This window comes from Pseudomonas sp. DF11 (assembly GCF_058148565.1).
Genome location: NZ_JBYVYN010000002.1, coordinates 322,259 through 341,249, shown reverse-complemented (window position 1 = coordinate 341,249; position 18,991 = coordinate 322,259). Strand labels below are relative to the sequence as shown.

General features: G+C 62.5%; 13 protein-coding genes. 1 reads left to right on the top strand and 12 read right to left on the bottom strand.

All coding sequences use genetic code 11. The features are described from left to right. Positions 1–84 precede the first annotated feature (84 nt). Both AC30D9_RS08150 and AC30D9_RS08145 read right to left on the bottom strand, forming a co-directional pair. On the bottom strand, positions 85–1,392 hold the full coding sequence (locus AC30D9_RS08150) for a hypothetical protein (protein ID WP_490143860.1): 1,308 nt from the start codon (positions 1,390–1,392) through the stop codon (positions 85–87). Positions 1,393–1,534: 142 nt separating this feature from the next. Beyond that, positions 1,535–1,918, bottom strand: a complete 384-nt coding sequence (locus AC30D9_RS08145) for a helicase (RefSeq protein ID WP_307572779.1) — start codon at positions 1,916–1,918, stop codon at positions 1,535–1,537. Between the two features lie 528 nt (positions 1,919–2,446). Between AC30D9_RS08145 and AC30D9_RS08140 the strand changes: the two genes are divergently transcribed. Continuing rightward, a complete protein-coding gene (locus AC30D9_RS08140) occupies positions 2,447–2,827 on the top strand; it encodes a DUF6124 family protein (protein ID WP_307572781.1) in 381 nt (126 codons plus the stop codon). An 866-nt stretch (positions 2,828–3,693) separates the two neighbouring features. Here the strand turns inward: AC30D9_RS08140 and tagQ are convergent. From tagQ to tssK, 10 genes are all read right to left on the bottom strand, one after another. Further along, entirely contained in the window at positions 3,694–4,635 is a 942-nt protein-coding gene (tagQ, locus tag AC30D9_RS08135) for a type VI secretion system-associated lipoprotein TagQ (RefSeq protein WP_134926443.1), read from the bottom strand. Between the two features lie 85 nt (positions 4,636–4,720). Next, positions 4,721–6,448 (bottom strand): formylglycine-generating enzyme family protein, encoded by a 1,728-nt coding sequence (locus AC30D9_RS08130; RefSeq protein ID WP_134926445.1) that lies wholly within the window; start codon positions 6,446–6,448, stop codon positions 4,721–4,723. Further along, the gene (locus AC30D9_RS08125) at positions 6,441–7,637 is read right to left on the bottom strand and encodes an ABC transporter permease (RefSeq protein ID WP_490143859.1); all 1,197 of its coding nucleotides are present in this window, start codon (positions 7,635–7,637) and stop codon (positions 6,441–6,443) included. The genes AC30D9_RS08130 and AC30D9_RS08125 overlap by 8 nt, the downstream gene beginning before the upstream one ends. Then, the gene (locus AC30D9_RS08120) at positions 7,637–8,353 is read right to left on the bottom strand and encodes an ABC transporter ATP-binding protein (RefSeq protein WP_134926713.1); all 717 of its coding nucleotides are present in this window, start codon (positions 8,351–8,353) and stop codon (positions 7,637–7,639) included. Before AC30D9_RS08120 ends, AC30D9_RS08125 begins: the two co-directional genes overlap by 1 nt. Next, positions 8,353–11,460: a serine/threonine-protein kinase gene (locus AC30D9_RS08115; protein WP_490143858.1), complete on the bottom strand. Its 3,108-nt coding sequence runs from the start codon at positions 11,458–11,460 to the stop codon at positions 8,353–8,355. Before AC30D9_RS08115 ends, AC30D9_RS08120 begins: the two co-directional genes overlap by 1 nt. Then, positions 11,457–12,188 carry a PP2C family protein-serine/threonine phosphatase gene (locus tag AC30D9_RS08110; protein ID WP_490143857.1) on the bottom strand — a complete coding sequence of 244 codons (732 nt, stop codon included), beginning with the start codon at positions 12,186–12,188 and terminating at the stop codon, positions 11,457–11,459. Before AC30D9_RS08110 ends, AC30D9_RS08115 begins: the two co-directional genes overlap by 4 nt. Continuing rightward, on the bottom strand, positions 12,189–12,842 hold the full coding sequence (gene tagF / locus AC30D9_RS08105; RefSeq protein WP_490143856.1) for a type VI secretion system-associated protein TagF: 654 nt from the start codon (positions 12,840–12,842) through the stop codon (positions 12,189–12,191). Further along, positions 12,839–16,339: a type VI secretion system membrane subunit TssM gene (tssM, locus tag AC30D9_RS08100; protein ID WP_490143855.1), complete on the bottom strand. Its 3,501-nt coding sequence runs from the start codon at positions 16,337–16,339 to the stop codon at positions 12,839–12,841. The genes tagF and tssM overlap by 4 nt, the downstream gene beginning before the upstream one ends. Next, positions 16,336–17,649 (bottom strand): DotU family type VI secretion system protein, encoded by a 1,314-nt coding sequence (locus tag AC30D9_RS08095; RefSeq protein ID WP_134926457.1) that lies wholly within the window; start codon positions 17,647–17,649, stop codon positions 16,336–16,338. Before AC30D9_RS08095 ends, tssM begins: the two co-directional genes overlap by 4 nt. A gap of 6 nt (positions 17,650–17,655) precedes the next feature. Beyond that, entirely contained in the window at positions 17,656–18,990 is a 1,335-nt protein-coding gene (gene tssK / locus AC30D9_RS08090; protein WP_490143854.1) for a type VI secretion system baseplate subunit TssK, read from the bottom strand. Between the last annotated feature and the right edge of the window lies 1 nt (position 18,991).

The following is an 18,991-nucleotide window of genomic DNA, read 5'->3' as shown; positions in this document are numbered from 1 at the left end:
CTAGCGGCATGCAGGGGAACAGGAGCGATAAGGATGTCATTCAAGCCGTCTTTCTAACGGAGCATAGCCCGCGTCGCGTTATAACTAACCCAGATAGCGAAGAACCCAATTGTTATTTTTGTCAAAGCCCAAACCGCTTATAACGATCCGTCTATCATCCATGTCTGCCATATCTGATGGGGATCTAGACCCGTCAGGCCCAGCATAAACAACAAAGCCTTGACCGTCGTTGAATTCCGAATCCAAAGTGCCATCATCACGATAACAAGCGGTCAGCGTACCACCGTCATGCAACTCATTGCTCCCAAATCCGACAGCGATTATTGAACCATCATTACGTGCATTGCAGTTGGACCACCAAAAACTCTCGTAAGAAAATTTAGAGTACAGCGGTTGTCCTTCGTTAAATAGCGGATCGTAATACCCATCACCGTCGAGCACCACCATAAAGCCGTTGTAACTCCCGCCGGTTGCAACATGGCCTGCCAGTACTATTCTTTCAGTCCCATCTTGCCTCATATTCACTGCAACAGAGCTGAGTCTGGAGTCGGCATTTGTGGGAATTACTACTGGCGCACCATTGTTGAATCCCGCATCCGGACTACCTGAATTATCGAAACGTACTATAAACACCCCCCGAGACGTATCGCCACCATATACGCCAGTTGCCACCACGCGTCCATCTGACTGAACGGCGAATCCTCCGCGCGAAAGCCACTGATATTCGACGCCAGGAAGTTCGACAATTGCTCTGCCCCCATTAAAATTTTCATCAAAAGAACCATCGGACTTCAGGCGATTCACCACAACCCTGGCACGCCCAAAGATGTCAATCTCGTCGATTAAAACTATGTTGCCGACTGGATCTTCTAACGCAGAGTACCGCCGTCCTCCCTGCGCTTTTCCTAATGGTTCATCATTTACTTGCAGGCTTCCAGCCCCTTCGCTTTGTTGTGAACGATTCCAGCCTAAAATCCTGACCACACCGTTATTTCCGAAGGTGTTATTGAAACTACCGTCCGAGCGCAACTTTATTATTATGCTATATATATTCCCATTTTCCGGGTATCTAAAGCGAACCAGGGCTCCTCCATCCGCAAGGGCATTAATACCACTCAAATCCTCACCTGACATAAAAGGTAGCTCAGTGTAACCGGCTCCCGAATCACCGAAATTGGTATCGAGTGTCCCGTCTTCATTTAAACGCACAACCACCACCGGCGCCCTTGTTCCTAATAACGGCATGATAGCAAGCAGCTTATTGTCCGGAAGAGCGCAAAGCGCCGGCACGTTGTTTGCGCTGATTTCCGGTATCGGAACGAGGAGTACTCCGTCGGTGCCAAAAGATGGATCAAGGGTGCCTGGCTTGAAATTTTTGCTTGGAGTAATCATGGCATTGCTTCCACTAAAAATGATGCCCACATTGACATCAAACTATATGAAAACCTAAACCAAGCACTTACACACCTGTCAGAGTTAACAGTTCGGTTTCTTTAATCGGAATAAAAATTCATTTAATGAGCGTAATTCCTCATTAAGACTTCGGCTTGGCCTTCCTCGGCTTCAAATACTTGGTCAGCCCCTGGAACCAGATCACCAGCGCCGGGTTGCCCTTGATCTGGATCGACTTGTCCTGAATCCCCGTCATGAACGCCAGTTGCTTGTTCTTGGCCTGCATCGTGGCAAAACCATAGGCGGCGTCCTTGAAGGCGATGGCGAAGGCAGGCTCCGGGTAAGTGCCGGACCGGCTGGTGATGCGCTGGTTTTTCACGGTGAAATGCCGGGCGACCTTGCCGTCCAGGGTTTGCAATTGAAACACCAATTCCTTGTCGCCCAACTGCTGCTGGAACGCCGGATTGGTCCGACTGGCCTTGCCCATCAACAACCCCAGCATCCACAGCAGAAAACGAAATTTCATGGGCACCGCCTCGTGAGAAAAGATCAATGGCAGGCAGTTTAGCGATTCTTCGGCGCAACGCCATCATCGAATCGCTTTAGCGGAAGATAAGCGCGTTTTCACGAAAGATGACTGCCAAGTCACAAAACCAAAAATCAAAAGATCGCAGCTTTTGGCAGCTCCTACACCCATTTCTGTAGGAGCTGCCGAAGGCTGCGATCTTTTGATCTTTTCCCCCGCCAAACCCTCGGACATTTCCTTCAACACGCCGGGTTGTTCATGAACTAGGCAGTGCTTTCGAGCGCCGCTAACCTTTGTTCGTCATCGCAAAAAACGGTGACACGGACGTGCAAGTCCGGTCTAGGGACGCATTCGTTATGGCTATTCGCCGAGCATTTTTTTATGCTCGCCGACTGTTATGGCGGCTGCGCGTGGGAGACTTTCGGGTCTGCCGGGTTCCTGGACCGGTCTTGCACACCTACGTACAGCTGCCACCCATTTTCGACGTGCAATCGGAGGGTGCCGGCTCCACTTCCAGGAAGTTTCATTATGTTCAAAGCAACTCCGAATCCCCCGCAAAGCGGCCACAAATCCCGCGTAGAAGCGCAGGAAGAAAAAAAGCTCGAAGACGCCACTACACGCGCCCTCGACTACTACCTCAAACCCCAACCCTCCCCACCTGAACCCGACAAAAACCAGCTCTTCATCGTCTCCCCTCACATCGACACTGAAACCCTGCTTGCCAACGCCTCCGAAGATCTGCAATCGATCAGCACCATCGCTGCCGACCTGGCTGACGACGTGGATGACTCACGCCGCTGCGTCGCCCTGGCAATCAGCCGCATGGCCGATGGGGTTCAGTTGTTGGTTGAGCGGGCGTTGGATCATTTGGAGACAAAGGAGGTAGTGACGCCTGGCGCCAAGGTATAGAGCTTTGCATTGATGCAGGTTGAGCCGACGTCATCGCGAGCAGGCTCGCTCCCACAAATGGATCGGGGTACATCCGGGAGAAGCAGGTCGGCTGTCAGGCCGCCTTCGCGAGCAGGCTCGCTCCCACAAATGGATCGGGGGTACAGCCGGGAGAGACAGGTCGGCTGTAAGGCCGCCTCGCGAGCTAGCTTTGCTCCCACAGATCCTGCTCAAACAGATCTGAGGGCTGTACGACCGGGAGAGCCAGGCCGGCTGTCAGGCCGCCTCGCTTCGGCTTTTGATCTTGGGGCCCCGTTAACCACGATGGCCGAACGCAGGCATTGTGGAGTGGGCATCCCGGCATGGATGCCGGGATAGCCGCGCAGGGCCATGGATGGCCCTTCGCGGCGGGCCCACGGAGCAATGCCTTCGTTCGGGCACACCGAGCCTAGGCGAGGTGCCGAGTGGTGGGGCAAGACCTTTTGGTTACTTTTGGGGCGTTTGCCAAAAGTGACACGCCGTAAGGGCGTAACCGCCAGCCGCCGTTACCGCAGGAATGGATATGTACCCGGTCAACAAAATCCTGGCCGGCTGTCAGGCCGCCATCGCGAGCAGGCTCGCTCCCACAGTTTGATCGAAGTACAACCGGGAGAGACAGGCCGGCTGTCAGGCCGCCTCGCGAGCAAGCTTTGCTCCCACAGGGGACTGGAGGTTGGCGCGAATATTCCAGCCAGCACAAAACAAATGTGGGAGCGAGCCTGCTCGCGATGGCGGTGCGTCAGTCGACATAGATGCCAACTGAACCGACGCCTTCGCGAGCAAGCCCGCTCCCACAAGTTTTGTGCACTGATCACTCCCCGAGGGAATGATCAGCCGCCATCACTCAATCAAACATTCGGGCAAGGAACCGGTGCCCAATCACCCAGGTCCGGGTTCTTGCACATGCTGTTGACCTGAGTGGTACCCGCGCTGGCAACCTGCTTGCTTTCATCCTGCTTGGCCTTGGCGGCCTGCAGAGTTTTCTCGGTGGTCACCGCTTCTTTCGGCACAGTCGGCAGGTCTTTCTTCTTCGCCGGTTGTACGTTCTTGTTCTTTTTCTTGGTGCTGGTCGGAGCCACGACCGGCGTAGTGTCAGCGGTAGCCACAGTCACCACGTCAGTACGCTGCACACCCACTTGCTGCAGGTCTTTCTCATAAGCCTGGGTGTAATTGTTCAAGTCTTCGGAAGCCTTACCGTTGACCGCAACGATCAGGTCGTTCGACTCTTTCAAGCCAGCAACGATTTCCGCCAGACGCTTGCGACCTTCAGTGTCGTTGACAGTCTTGGCCTTGCGATCGGCAACCAGTTTGCTGAACGCGTTCTGGTAGCACTGCTGCGACGTCCGGGCGTAAGCGGTGCTACGGTCGATGTCGGAGACGCTCTTGTTGACGTCGGCGGCGTAGGACGCGATGCGCTGGTTGTCATCGGCGATCTGCTTCTGGCGCTCGGTGTAGTAACCGGCTGCACCACCAGCCAAGGCGCCGCCAGCAGCACCGATTGCAGCGTTGCGACCACGGTCTTCCTTGTCAGCGGTCAGGGCGCCCAGCAGGGCACCACCGACGGCGCCGACAGCGGCACCGGTGACCACGGACTTGGTCATGTTGCCTTCGGTGGAGCGCAGGTGCTGCACCGGCTCGTAGCAGTTAGGGTAGTACTCGACCTTGGTGCTCGAGGCGACCTTGGAGGTCGGCGACGTGGCGCAGCCGGTCAGTACGGTGCTGAAGCCGACAGCGACCATCAGCAAGTGACGCTTGGAAACCGAAGCAAATGGTTTACGGGAGAAAAGCATAGTTGTGTTCTCGTTTAAGTATTGACCCGCTCAGCTCGGCCCTATCGCCGCCTGAGTCCCTTCCAAGCTCGCTGACAACGAACGCTCAAGACCGCTGAGCGTTCGATGCGAGCAATTCCTTCAATATCACCGCCGGGTCGGCGCGTTTTTGCTGACGGTAGTCCCCGACGTGACGAACGAATAACGTTGCGCGCGCCACCAGGCTCTTGCCCAGTACCGGCTTGCGCTCCAACTCCTCCTTGATGCGTTGAAACTGCGCCTGGATCACGGCATCGGTGTAGCGCGTGCCGGTGGCCAGGTTGTCGATGTAGATCGCCACCGCGCCATCCAGCGCGCTGCGGCCGTTGTCGATGGCCGTGGCAAACAGTTGCGCGCTGGCCTCGTCCTTGGCGTCCAGGGCGACTTGCCGACTGTTCTGCAGATTGGTCAGGCGAATGTTGTAGTTATTGACGGTCTCGGCCACCAGGGCCGACGACTGAATCAGGTTGCCCGCCGCTTCCTCGCGTTGCTGGGCGATAAGCGAGACGTTGCGCTTGAGTTCTTCGTTGACCAGGCCCAGTTCGGCTTGCAGGCGTGGGTCGACGCTGGCGGCGATGATGCTGTCCAGGCGCTTGGTCGGGTCCTCGGCATCGTCGATGGCATCGGTCAGCGACGCCAGCCGGCCTTCTTTCTGCCACTGGGCAAACAATTCCTTGTAGCGCGAACGCGGTGCCGACAACGCCCCGACCGCCACGCGAAAACCGGTGGTTTCGTTGCTTTGCTCGGTGCCATCGGCGGCGAACAGCGGGTATTCGCGGCGCATGCCGGTGAACAGCGTGCCCTCGCCTTCCAGGTAATTGCCGCCCTTGACCACGAAGCCGCCATAGGCGCCCTGACGGCGACCGGCGTGCACCAGCTGGAAGGATTCCTGGACCATCTCGGCAGCGTTGCCGACCACGTCGAACAGACCGATGGGGTTCGGCAGCTTGGTGCCGATGGGCATCAGCCGCGCCGCCTGGCCGGTGCCGCCGGCGACCTGGTTGAACACCGCCCAATCGGCCAGCGGCCCATCGCTTTCACTGCCTTCCAGGCGCCGCGGAAACAGGCGCCCTTCCAGGTCCTGACGGCTTACGGCCTGACCGCCACGGGCGGCGAATTCCCACTCCACTTCCGTCGGCAAGCGCACAAAACCGAGCCCGCCGTCTTCGGCGGAAGTGCCGCGACCGCTCACCGGCAACAAGTCCTTGTGGTATTTCATCAACCAGGCGCTGTACACCGCCGAGAAACGCTCAGCCTCGAACTTCGACAGTTTCACTTTGGGCAAACGCCCGGCCACACCCTGGGGCAAATCGGCTTGCAGGGCTTCACAGGCCGGGGCCGGCTCACCGCTGGCCAACGATTGCGCCTGGGCCATGACCTGGGCGTATTGCCGGGCCGTGACTTCGTACTTGCCGATGAAATACAGCATCGGTTTGAGCGGCGTCTTGGCATCGGTCTTGGGCATCAACGGCGTGATGGTTTTGTTCCAGTCCGTGGGCAGGTCCTTGAGGGTGAACTGGCCGTTGATGAAGTCGCGCCGGTAGCCGGAAATGAACGACTGCTGATAACCGGCCTCGCCTTCGCTGAACGGATAACCGAGGCTGATTTCACGGTCGTCCAAGGTGCCCTGGGCGAGGATGTAGACGTAGCGGAACACCATCTGCCCTTCGCATGGCAGCGGCAGGCTGACGTCGTCGGGCAACGGTTTGGGATTGTCCAGCTTGTCCGTGCCTTCATCAGCCCATGTCAGGCTGGCCAGGCTCAGCGCCACGGCGGCGCCCAATAACTTATACATCGCGAATTCCTTCACATGCCTGGATGCGCGCCACGCGCCAGCCACCAAAAGCCGCCGCCACGGCGCTGACGCCGAGCACGGCCACCAGGGCCAACGCGTAATGACGCACCAGCAGATGGCTGGCGTACTCGCCCGGCATCTGCGCAAATAAATGGTTCAGGCCTGACTGCGCCAGGCCATACAGCCCGGCACTCAACAGGGCCGCAAAGGTGGCGCTGTAGAGCGCCTGCAACACTACAAATAACAACAGCGCCGCCGTGGAAACCCCCAGCAGGCGCAACACTGAAAGCTCCCTGCGCTTGCGTTCGACCGCCGCCAGGGCGCCGGCAAAAATCGCCGCGAACGCACCGGCCAACGCCAACCCGGCGATGATCCAGAAGACGATCGACAGGTTGCGGCTCAACGATTGCACTTGTGCGATGGTCTGGGCCTGGGTCGACACCAGCAGGTTCTGCCCAGCGAAATACTGGCGCAGCGGCTCGACGTCGCCGAGGTTGCGGGCGTATAGACGAAACGCCGGGTAGACCCGCTGCCCGCTCACGCCAACCGCATCACCCGGCCAGCCGAACGCGGGCACGGCACGACCGTCGCGGTAATCCTCGGCCGCCTCCAGCAACGCCAGGGGTGCGAATAAACCATCGCGGGCAAAGGCTTCCAACGGCAACACGTGCAACACCTGCACCCGCGTGCGCTGCGCCTCGCTGCGACCGGCCACCTGCCTACCGAAACTGGCCTGTAACCAATCACCGGCCTTGGCCCCGAGCTTTTCAGCGGCAGTCTGGCTGAGCACCACTTGATCCAAACCCTGAGGCACCGGCAGGTGATCGAACAATGGATCGTTGCCGGCGGTGGGAATCATCTCGACCGTGACCACCGACGCATCGCTGCTCAAATCCGCCGTAGCGGCGATCTGTCGAGTACGCGGCAAGGCAAAAGCAACGTCGCCGCGCTGGCTCAATTGTTCGACGAACTCGGCACTGAAGCGACCGCCGCCCAAGGGGATGATTTCCCGGGTGGCCGGGTCGTTCTGCAAGCGCTCGGTGAGACTGCTGACCAGGCCGAACTTCAGGCCGAACAGCACCAGCAACGGCGCCACCACCGCCACCAGCGCGAGCACCGAACAGGCCGACAGCCAGGCATCGTTGCGGTAATCCTGCCAGGCCAGGGAAGCCACCAGCGCGCCGCGCATCAGCAAGCCTCCCCGAGGGTGGCGGTGACACCGCCGTCGGCATCGCGGCGACAACTGATGCGGCGCACCTGCAAACCGCTGGCACGGGCCAGCGCTTCGTCGTGGGTGGCGACCACGCAGCACACGCCGTGTTCACGGGCCTGGGCCACCAGCAACTGCATGACGCGCTCGGCGTTCAGCGGGTCGAGGGCGGCGGTCGGTTCATCGGCCAGCAGCAGGCGTGGCCCGTGGGCCAACGCCCGGGCACAGCTGACCCGCTGGCGCTGGCCGACGGATAAGTCCGCCGGTTTCTTGTCCAGTTGATCGGCAATGTCCAACTGCCCAGCCAGGCGCGTCACGCTTGCGTCATCCTTCAAGCCCAGCAATTTGCGCGACAACGCGATGTTGCCGCGCACATCCAGGAAGCCCAACAGGCCGCCGGTTTGCAGAACATAACCCAGGTAACGGCTGCGCAGCTCGGCCAAGGTGCCCTGTTGCGACGCACGCCACAATTTGGCGATGTCCAGCGGCGTATCGGCGGGCGTGAAGTCGAACTGCCCGGCCTGATCCGGCGCCAACACCAGCGCCAGCAAGTCCAGCAAAGTGCTCTTGCCACAGCCACTGGGGCCGACCACCGCCAGTTGTTCACCGCCGCGCAATTGCAGCCGTGGAATCACCAGGCTGTAGCGCTGGCTGCCGGCGCCCCGGCTTTTATGCACGGCGTTCAAGGTCAGCATCACGGCAGCGTCGACAACGGAACGCGGTACAAGGCATCACCCGGCTCGGCATCGCCGAAACGCACCCAGTTCGCCAAGTCGTTGTGGAAGGTTTCGTAGAGACGGATTTTCGAATCCAGCTCGTCGATGAAATCTTCCTGCTCGGCCACGCTCAGGGACAGCCACAAGTCCTGGGTCATGTTCAGCGACTTGCTGCGGTACGGCAGCCCTTCCAGGTACTCGCCGAGAATCCCGCCATCGGCCAGGTTGCCGCCCTTGCGCAAGGCCGATGGGTCGCGGCTCATGTAGGCACTGGCGCTGGCGATTTCCTGGAAGAAATCCTTGGGCGAACTCTGGGTCTTGCGGGCCGCGTCGACGATCAGCTTGAGCGATTGCTGCAAGTCGTTGAGTTGCAGCTTGGTCAGCATTACGCAGACCTGGAACGCCGGCAGCGCCGGGTTGGTCAGGTCGCGGTCGGCGGTCCAGGCGCTGACCAGTTGCGGCGCCTGGCTGGCGGATTTGCGCCCCAGGAAGTCCATGTGCATGGCGTAGCCGACCGCGGCCGATTTGTCGGCCAGGCTCGGCGCGGCGCTCAGCAGCGGCACGGCTTGCGGCTTGTTGCTGCGGACCTGATGCACCAGGTCGGCGAACACCGAGCCGATCTCGTCGACCCGCTCGCCGAACTTGCGCACGTCGGCGCCCGGCACCGGAATGTACAGGTCGCCGATCTGCGGGTTGGCGTCGGCAGTCAGGGTGCGGTATTGGCTCTGGGCGCCGGCATGGGTTTTCTTGCCGGCATCGCTGAGCAAGTGCAGGGCGTAGATCTTGATCTGCTTGCCCAGCGCCGCCTGGCGCACTTCGGCCTCGTTCATCTGCGTGGCGGCAAACGGATCGTTCTTGCGCAAGGCACCGGCGTCGGTGACCAACAGGATCAGGCGCCCGCCGTAACCGGACCAGTCCATGCCTTCGACGGCTTCCATGACCCCGGCAAACGCATCTTCGTTGAACGAATGGCTCGACACCGTGGACGCCTTGACCTGCCGCGCCAGCTCCATGAAGCGTTGCGGGTCACGACCCTGTTCCAGGGTGATCAAGGTCTTGGCGACGTATTCCAGGCCCGGGGTTTTCTTGATGCTGCTGCGGAAGCCCACCATGCCGAAGCTGACGCTGTCCAACTCGCCACGCTCGGCGATGCGGGTCTGCAGCTCGTGGACCACGTCGCGGACCTGGTCGATGTAGGGCTGCATCGACACGGTGGTGTCCACCACCAGCACCACGGCGGTACGGAACGCGTCGGCGTTGGCGGTGGTGATCGGCGTGTTACCCGAAGCCTTGGGGGTATTGCCCGGATCGATGGAGGCGACATTCAGTAACTGCACCGGCTGGCCATTCTCATCCATGCTTTCGCGGGAATCGAAGATCGGCAACAGGTAGAACTGGCTCTGCGGCACCGCGCTGGCGGCCGGTTCCAGGGCCAGCACTTGCTGCTCTTCTTGCGGGCTCTGCTGGGCCTTGAGCAGCACGTTCTTGGCCGCCGAAGGGTTAGCCAGCAGCTTTTCCACCTCGCCGGGTTGACGCAGGAACATCACCGGCGCCCGGCCGGAACGTTCGGTGAACTTGAGCACCAGGCTTTGCTTCCAGTCGCTGACCTGGGTCGCGGGCAACCAGCCGTCGCTGCGCCCATCGGTAGCGGCGCCAACGCGTACCCAGGCGCTGCCATCCACGTCTTTGCGCTGGTACACGTACAACACGGAAAACGCTGGCAGCGCCTTGCCCGGCGCGGCACCCGGCGCGTCGGCGAGCTTCGCCCCCGGTTTGCTGAGCACACGCTGGAACAGGGTTTTCTTGCCGGCCATCAACAGCGGACGCTGGCCGCCGTCGGCCTCGGTCGCCACGGGTGGCTGAGCCGGAGGGGCAACGGGTGGCTTGACCGCTGGCACTTCCGGGGTCTTCGGCGGCTTCACTTCCGGTGGCTTGACCGAGGTGGTCGTGGCCACTGGCGTCTTCACTTCTTTGCCGTCATCACCGGCCAACCACCAATAACCCGCGCCACCCAACGCCAGCGCCACGGCAACCGCGACAGCGGCAAGGGCGAACACCGGCCCTTTGCGTTGCTCCGACACCGAAGATTGAACCGTCGGTTTTATCGGTGGCGGAACGGGCTTGGGCTGCGGTTTTGACTGCGATTGTGGCTGCGGTTGTGAGTAGGCCGGGCCGCTGGGAATATCGATGGACATGGGCGTCAAACCCGCCAAGTCATCAACCGGCTTGGGGGTTTCCGGCAGTTGCAACGACAACGGCCGGATCAGCGTCGCTTCCGATTCCTGAGGCAGGTTATCCAGCGCCCGCAGCAACGCCGCCGCATCCGGGAAACGTTCCGCCGGATCCTTGGCCAACAGTTTGCGCAGCACATCCTGGTAACGGCCATGGTGCACCGGCAATTCCGGCAACGGTTCGGTCAGGTGGGCCAGGGCCGTGGACAGCGCATCGTTACCGGTATACGGCAGTTTGCCGACAAGGATTTCGTAGAGCACCACGCCCAGGGCATACAGGTCGGCGCGACCGTCGATGTCCTGCCCACGGGCCTGTTCCGGGCTCATGTAGCTGGGCGTGCCGACCGCGAATCCAGCCTGGGTGAACTGGGTGCGGTCGTCCAGGGACTTGGCGATGCCAAAGTCCGAGAGCACCGCCGTGCCGTCGGCGCGGAACAGAATGTTCGCCGGCTTGACGTCACGGTGGACCAGGCCCAATCCGTGGGCATAACCCAGGGCCGAAGCGATCTGGCGGATGTAGGTCAGACCCTGCTCCGGCGACAGGCCGGCGGCGATGCGCTCCTTGAGCGTGCCGTTGGGCAGGTATTCCATCGCCATGTAATACAGCTCACCGACGTTGCCGATGTCATGGATGGTGACGGTGTGCGGGTGCGACAAGCGCGCCAGGGTCTTGCCTTCGCGCAAAAAGCGCTCGCAGAACGTCGGGTCGGCCGCCAGCGCGGCGGCCATGACTTTCAACGCCACCTTGCGCTCCAGCGAACGCTGGGTCGCCAGGTAGACGCTGGCCATCGCGCCTTCGCCGATCGCCCCTTCGATGTCGTAGCCGGGGATGACAATGTTCAGGGTCAAGCTCATGACGGCACCTTCACGACCACCACGGTGATGTTGTCCGGTGCGCCGCGCATCAGGCCCAGGGACACCAGGCTGCTGGCGATTTCGCCGGGGTCGTCGTGGCTCAAGACTTCGCGGATTTCGTCGTCCTCCACCGTCTTGGTCAGCCCGTCGCTGCACAACAGGTAGCTGTCGCCAGGCACCAGCAGCAGTTCGGTCAGCGCCAGGTTCAGTTGCGCCTCGACGCCAATGGCCCGGGTGACGATGTTGGCCCGCGGATGCACCCGCGCCTCGGCTTCGCTGAGCAGACCGCTGTCCTGCAAGTCCTGGACATAGCTGTGGTCCCGGGAGATGCCTTCGAGCACACCGTCGCGCAGGCGATACAAACGACTGTCACCGGCCCACAGGCACATACCGCGCAGGTCACGGGCGGCCAACACCACCACGGTACTGCCCATCATCGTCACGCCGCGGTTGGCGGTTTCTTCCCGCACGGCGGCGTTGACCCGCAGCAGGTCGCTTTGCAGCGCCGCGACGTATTCGTCCAGCGAGCGGCCCACGGAGATGCTGCGCAGGCTGTCGACGATCAGGCTGCTGACGTAGTCGCCCGCCGCGTGCCCGCCCATGCCGTCGGCCACGACCCACAGGCCGTTTTCCGGCAGGTCCAGGCAGGCGTCTTCGTTGACCTGGCGGACCATCCCGACATGGCTCTTGCTTGCAGACTTGAATGCTTTTCCGGCACTTGGACGCATCTACACAACACCTTCTTGGCCGAGCAAAAATTGCGCAAAATCAGCGGCTGCCGGCAATCCCTGGCAGCGCATCAAACCCGGGGCAATGCGCTCCGATCCCTGGCCCCACCACAAGCTCACACCTTCGCAGGCCGCCTCGGCCAGGGCGCTCATGCGTCGCTGCGGATCAGTGGCATCGAAGCGATGCAGGCTGGCAAAGCGGCTGCTGGGCGTGCGCGGCAAATACATCGGGCTGCCGAGGGTCTCCAGCTGTTCGTTGAACGCTTCGAAACTGGCCTCCACACTCAACGTGCTCAGCAACAAGTTCTCGACCCGCTCGAACCAATCGTCCGCCCCGCCCACCACCGACGCCGGGTCCGCATCGGGCTCCAGCAGCACCGCGACGGTCAGCGGAAAATAGCGGCCGACCCGGTCGATGCTCGGCATCACCACCCCGACGGCGGCGTCCGGGCCACACACCCCCGGCGCGACCATGAAGCGCCACAGCGGGCTGACCAGATAGGCGTCCAGCCAACGCTCGCCGAGGCTGGTCTGGCTGGCGAGCAAACCCGCCGCCAGCCACGAATCCCACGGTCCGATAAAACCCTGGGGCAAGCCACGGCTGACGAAGTCGCCGCGGCTGGCCAGTTTTCCGTAGAAGCCCGGCGTACTCATAGCCGCTCCGGCAGGCTGAAGCCGCTGAGCACCCGGCTCTTGAACGGGTTGAAGGCGCTATTGGCCCGCAGCTCATAAGAGGCACTGGCACCATCGACCCGCAGCCGCAGGTTGAAGCGATCCGGCGAGTTGCCGGCGGTCAGGTCCGATTGCTCCAGCAGACGGAACCAGGCCCATGGGCCGTCCAGGGTGATGCCGGAGCGACCGCTGGACGACGGCGGCATGATCGAGATCCGCACCACGCCGATGCTGCCCGGGTTGGGCCATTGCATGGCAGTCGGGCGGCTCGGGCCGTGGTCGTAGCTCAGTTGCTGGCCATCGAGGTCGAGCAGGAACTGGGTGATGGTCGAGTCCATCGCCACCGGCTTAAGCTCGAAACGCACCATCGGCTGTGTGCCGCCGGAACGGAAGAACGCATCGCGAATGGTCGCCGCGCGCTGGAAGGTCTGCAGCACGCCAGGGGCGATGCCGAGTTTCTGCGCCGCGCCCGGCTGCCAGCGCCAGGTCGGTGTGGAGGTGTCGACGTAAGGCTGCAGGTACTTGCGGAAGTAGTTGTCCATCACTCCGCCGACGCCGAAGAACTGGCCGAAGTCGTCCAGGGTCGCGTCTCGCGCACTGCCCGGCGACATCGGATAACGCCCGGCCAGGGACTGGCGATAGATGTTCACCACTTCGCTGGTCCAGGCGGCGTTCAGTTGGTTGCGCACTCCGCCCATCATGCTGTTGGTGGTGGAGTTGACCACCGACTTGACCAGCCCCTGCACCAGCGGCGGCTGGCGTTCGGCGTTAAGGCTGACGCGAGTGGCAGCGGCCGTGGCCTGATTCTTGGCTTCGCCGAGCAAGGCATCGCCGCTGGCACCGACCATGGCGCTGACCTGCACGTACAGGGCGTTCATATCGGCCAGCAAACCGTCGATGGCCGCCGGTTCACCCTCTTGCTTGTTGACGATGCTGTTGAGCTCAGCGAAGTGCGCGGTGATCGGGTCATCGCTGGTCGCCGGGGCATTGGGTGTCGCCTGCTCCTGGCCGAGCAAGCTGCCCAGGCGCTCCTTGAGCTTGTCCACACCGCCCTCCACCGGCGCGCCTTGGGCGGCCAGCAGGCGTTCATCCTGTTGCAGGTCGGTCTCCTTCGCCACCGCCACCAGCAGTTTTTTCAACGGCGAGGTCGGACCGGAAATCACCCGCAGCACATCGGCGGCCTGGGCCACGTTGGTGATCGGCACAAAGTCGATATCCGCCAGCAGGGCATCCCATTGGCGCTGATAGTCCTGGAAGTACAGGCGACGCACATCGGCGGCCAGGCTGGCGACGTTCTGCTGATCGGCCTGTTCGTGACCCAGCACCCACTGCTCTTCGGCCAGGGTACCGGTCTGGCTCAGGCTGGTGAGCAGGAAGCCCTGGCGGTAGCCCTTGACGGTGAAGAACCCGCTCAATGGCTCACCCAGCGGCTTGCCGCTCTTGCGGCTGAACACCAGCGCCGCGTCACGCCCGGCGGCTTCGTTGATGCGGAAGTCCGGGATGCCTTCGGGCAGCTTCTGACGCTTGATCCGGTCATACACGCGCTGGGCCACTGGCAATTGCTGCAACTGCCGGCGCAGGTCTTCGACCAGGCGCTGGTCGAGGCGCGCGAGAGGCGGACGCCGCTCGAACAGTGCCTGCAAATGCGCGGCCAGGGCCTGGCGCTGCTCGGCCGGCAAGTCACGCGGCAAGCTGCGGTCCCAATCCAGGGCGATCCAGGCCTTGATGAAGTCGGCATCGTAATGCTCGGTGTCGGCGAGCATCAGATAGGCCTTCAAGCCTTCGTAGAGGAAGTCCGAATTGCCGCCGCTGTGCAGTTGCTCTTCGATGCGCGTCAGCAGCCGTGGGGCGAATACGGCGATCAGCAACTTGCGATAGACGCTGCCGGACTCGGCTTCGAGCATGTCGCCCTGGTACAGGCCCAGGCCTTCGGCCCAATCGGGCGCATCGTCGGCCAGGTGTTTCACGGCATTGAGCAATGGCAACACCGCCAGTACGTCGCGCTGGGCCGGACTGAGGTTCTGCACGGTTTGTCCCAAAGGTGCGACCTTCTGGTCAACCTGGGCGATGTACGCCTGGTTGGCGCGATAGCTGACCCACCACAACGTGCTGACCACCAGCACCAACACCACGGTGGAAGCCAGCACACCGCGGGCGATCCATTTGCGTCGACGCTCGACTTTCGGATCGACGCCCACCAGCCCACGCTCGGCGAACGCCACGGCGGTGAAGAGTTTTTCGATGAAGTAACTGCGCCCGGTGCCGGTCTGGCGCGCCAGGTGCTGGCGGTCCAGGTTCATGCTCTGGGCCATGGAGCCGATCAGGCGGTCGATCGGGCTGCCTTCCTGGGTGCCGCTGGTGAAATACACGCCGCGCAGCAACACGCGCTCTTCGAAGGCGTTGGGTTTGAACACCCCTTCGAGGAAGCTTTGCAGGCAATCTTTCAAGGCACCGAACTGCTGCGGGAAGCCGTAGATCAGATCACGCCGCGCCGGGTCGCGCTCTTGCTGCAAACGCTCGACCAAGCGGTCGTTGAGACGCTGCTCCAGGCCGGTGAATTCGCTTTGCAGGTGCGCCAGCGGGCTGTCGTTGCTCTTGCCATCATCCAGGGCGAAGGTCATGCCCCAGACCTGGGCGCGCTCTTCCTTGCTCAGGGTATCGAAATACTCCATGAACCCGGGCACCAGGTCGAGCTTGGTGAGCATCAGGTAGACCGGGAAACGCACGCCCAATTGGGTGTACAGCTCCTGGATCCGCAAGCGAATCGCCGCGGCATGGGCGGCGCGCTCGGCGTCGCTGCCCAGCAACAGGTCGGACAGGCTGATGGCGATGAACGCGCCGTCAATCGGACGCCGGGCCCGTTGTTTTTTCAACAGGCCGAGGAAGCCCAGCCACGCGGCCTTGTCGACGGTCGCGTCACTGTCCTGGGTGGTGTAGCGGCCGGCGGTGTCGAGCAGGACAGCCTGGTCGGTGAACCACCAATCGCAATTGCGCGTACCGCCCACGCCACGTACCGCACCGGCGCCCAGTTGCGCGGCCAGGGGGAAATGCAGCCCGGAGTTGACCAGCGCGGTGGTCTTGCCCGAACCCGGCGGGCCGATGATCACGTACCACGGCAGCTCGTAGAGGTTACGTCGTTCGTCACCGCCCAGCTTGGCTTTCTTGAGCAGGGCCAGGGCTTCGTCCATGCGCTGACGCAAGGTTTCGAGCTCTTCGGCGGTGGCGATGCTGGTCGGGTCGGGCGGGGTCTGCGCGGCCAGGCTGCGCATGACTTCGGCGGCCTGACGGCGGGCCTGGATGATGCGAAACACCCGGTAGGCGATCCACACCGAGAACACCAGGATAATCAAGGCCCAGCGCCGACCTTCGGGCACCAGCCACTCCAGCAGCGGGCCGACGAACCAGATGATCAGGCTCAGGGCAATCAGCCCCAGCAACGGAATGACCCAGCGGGTCATAAAACTGAAAAACGCCTTCACTCGACCCCCTCCGCCAATACTGTGATTTCAACCCGACGATTGCGTGCACGTCCCTCTGGGGTGGCGTTGGAGGCAAGCGGCTCGGTGTCGCTGCGGCCTTCAGCGCTGAAGCGCTCGGGCTGGCCGGTCTTGGCCGAAAGAATCTCAAGCACCGACCGGGCCCGCGCCTCGGACAAGGCCCAGTTGGAGGGGAACCGGAGGGTGGCGATCGGCCGATTGTCGCTGTGGCCGGTCACCAGGACCTGCCCTTTGACCTTGCGCACCGCATCGGCGATGCGCAGCATCAGCGGCTGGAAATCGTCCTTGATGCTGGCGCTGCCCGAGGCGAACAGTTCATCGCCACGGATGGTCACCACCGAGCGATCGACCGCGTCTTCCACCGCAATGCGGTTGGCCCTGATTTCATCGGCGAGGAAGCCGGCCAGGCGTGGCCGCTCGACCACTTTCGGTTGCACCACGGGGCGATCGATGGTCTGCACCGGGATCTCACCGAGGAAATGGATGTTCTTGAACACCGGCTCGGCATCGGAAGCCAGCTTCATGCGCAGGCCGAACAGCAGCGCCAGCAGCAGCGCCGCGCCAATGGCAACGGCGATCCATGGCGGCATGAATTGCGCCAGCCGGTCGCGGGCCACGGTAACGCCGCGCCAGTGCGGCGACAGCTCGCGCTCGTAGTCGCCACGGGCGCTGCGGATCACGCCAGCGGTGCGCTCACGCAAGGCTTCCAATTGGCTGCGACCATCGTTCATTACCCGGTAGCGCCCCTCGAAACCCAGGCACATGCACAGGTACAACAGCTCCAGCAGATACAAGCGCTCGCGGGGGCTTTGCAGGCAATGCTCCAGCAACTGGAAGACCTTCTCGCCGCCCCAGGCTTCGTTGTGCACGGTGATCAACAGGCTTTGCTTGCCCCAGTCACTGGTGCCGCCCCATGGAGTGCTCAACACGGCTTCATCGAGGGCGGTGCACAAGGCGTAACGGGCCAGCAATACATCGTTGCGCACCACGCCGGCAGCCTCGGCGCGCTCTTCGAACTGGCGCAGGTAGGCCAACAGTTGCGCGCGCAAACTGGCCGGTGCCGGGTGGGCAATGGTGTTGCGCAGGCGCGTCAGCAAGGCCAGCAGCGGGCCGGCGGCGCTTTCCAACGGGTTGAGGCCCTCGGCCTTGCCGGTCAGGACCGGCGCGGCCGGCATCGACAGCGGCGCGGGCTGTGGGCGACCTGGGTCCGGACGGCCAGGGTCCGGGCGAAATGGATCGGCGCCGCGGCCACCGGGCGTCGGCATGAACTGGGTACGATCGTCGTTGCTCATCGCGGTTTATCCTCGGATCGCCCAGAAAGCCAGGTTCAGCCCTGGGAACTGGCCGGCGATGTGGAACGCAAAGCCGCCGGAGTTGCTCAACTGTTGCCAGTGGTCGCTGCCCCGGTCGAGTTCGTAGTAGGTGGAGCCGGCGTGGTACGGCAGTTGCCGTGGCGCCACCGGCAACGGCAGCAGGCCGATGCCCGGCAGTTGCAGGTTGACCAGGTCGCGGATGTGCTCCACCGAACCGACCTTGCTCTGCTGGCCGAAGCGGCTGCGCAGGGTTTCGGCCGGCACATCGGCGCGCACCACCAGGATGAAACTGGCGCTGTCGAGCAGGGTCTTGTCGGCCAGCATCGCCACGTGGATGCCGTAGGCTTTCTCGACAATCGGAATCGGCGTCGCCTTGCTGTCGATCAGCATCGACAGGGCTTCGCGCAGGGCCTGCATCACCGGCGCGTAGCTGAGCGCCAGGTCATCGTGCTGGTAAGGCGGGAATTGCTGCGGTCGTCGCCCGGAGGCGGTGAACGTGGAGAACTCCCCGGCCAGGCTCACCAGTTCACTGTAGAAGCGCTCGGGGTGCAACGGGCTCAACTGGCTCAGGTGCTGGATCAGCGGCTGGGCGCGGTTGACCAGTTGCAACAGCATGAAATCGGCAATTTCCGAGGCGCCGCCGGCCCCCGACGCCACCACCCGTCCGGCCAGGGCTTCACCGCGTTGGTGCAGCAGGCCCAGCAGTTCACTGCGAAACGCCGCCAGCGGCTTGGAGGCGATGACATCCAGCAGCGGCGGGATGTAGGCATCGTCGAGCACCAGGGCGCGGTCGGCACGTTTTTCCTTGATGCGCACCACACCGATAGCGGCGTAGTCGCCAATGCCATCCTGCTCGGTCAACAACCGCAAGGCCCGGGAGCCGAGGGCTACCGGCGCGCGGTTTTCGAACGGTGCATTGTCGTCGCGCACTTCGCACACCTGGCTCACATAGCGCGCAGCGCCAAGCTCTTCGCCTTCATCCACGGTGTCACGGGCGCCGGCGCGCTTGAGCGGCAAGGCCAGGTACACCAGGCCATCGCGCAGGTTGTCGTCGACGTTCAGCGGCGTGGGCGCCAAGTCATCCTGGGGAATGTTGAACGGCGTGCCGTCCGGCAACAGACCGCGCGCCGAAATGATCGCCAGCTTGCCCTGGGCCAGCAGGCCCTGGTCGATCAGCAATTCGGAAAAACCCCAGGCGCCGGCCGACAATGGGCGGCTGCGTGCGTCGATGAGGTTTTCCAGGTAACGGTCATGCTGCTGGAAGTGCTGCGTTCCAATGAACATGCCTTCCGACCAGACCACGCGATTGTTCCAGGACATG

Excerpts from the sequence above, each read along its gene's own strand:
- AC30D9_RS08150 (WP_490143860.1), bottom strand. The coding sequence starts at position 1,392 with ATGATTACTCCAAGCAAAAATTTCAAGCCAGGCACCCTTGATCCATCT.
- AC30D9_RS08145 (WP_307572779.1), bottom strand. The coding sequence starts at position 1,918 with ATGAAATTTCGTTTTCTGCTGTGGATGCTGGGGTTGTTGATGGGCAAG.
- AC30D9_RS08140 (WP_307572781.1), top strand. The coding sequence starts at position 2,447 with ATGTTCAAAGCAACTCCGAATCCCCCGCAAAGCGGCCACAAATCCCGC.
- tagQ (WP_134926443.1), bottom strand. The coding sequence starts at position 4,635 with ATGCTTTTCTCCCGTAAACCATTTGCTTCGGTTTCCAAGCGTCACTTG.
- AC30D9_RS08130 (WP_134926445.1), bottom strand. The coding sequence starts at position 6,448 with ATGTATAAGTTATTGGGCGCCGCCGTGGCGCTGAGCCTGGCCAGCCTG.
- AC30D9_RS08125 (WP_490143859.1), bottom strand. The coding sequence starts at position 7,637 with ATGCGCGGCGCGCTGGTGGCTTCCCTGGCCTGGCAGGATTACCGCAAC.
- AC30D9_RS08120 (WP_134926713.1), bottom strand. The coding sequence starts at position 8,353 with ATGCTGACCTTGAACGCCGTGCATAAAAGCCGGGGCGCCGGCAGCCAG.
- AC30D9_RS08115 (WP_490143858.1), bottom strand. The coding sequence starts at position 11,460 with ATGAGCTTGACCCTGAACATTGTCATCCCCGGCTACGACATCGAAGGG.
- AC30D9_RS08110 (WP_490143857.1), bottom strand. The coding sequence starts at position 12,188 with ATGCGTCCAAGTGCCGGAAAAGCATTCAAGTCTGCAAGCAAGAGCCAT.
- tagF (WP_490143856.1), bottom strand. The coding sequence starts at position 12,842 with ATGAGTACGCCGGGCTTCTACGGAAAACTGGCCAGCCGCGGCGACTTC.
- AC30D9_RS08095 (WP_134926457.1), bottom strand. The coding sequence starts at position 17,649 with ATGAGCAACGACGATCGTACCCAGTTCATGCCGACGCCCGGTGGCCGC.
- tssK (WP_490143854.1), bottom strand. The coding sequence starts at position 18,990 with ATGTCCTGGAACAATCGCGTGGTCTGGTCGGAAGGCATGTTCATTGGA.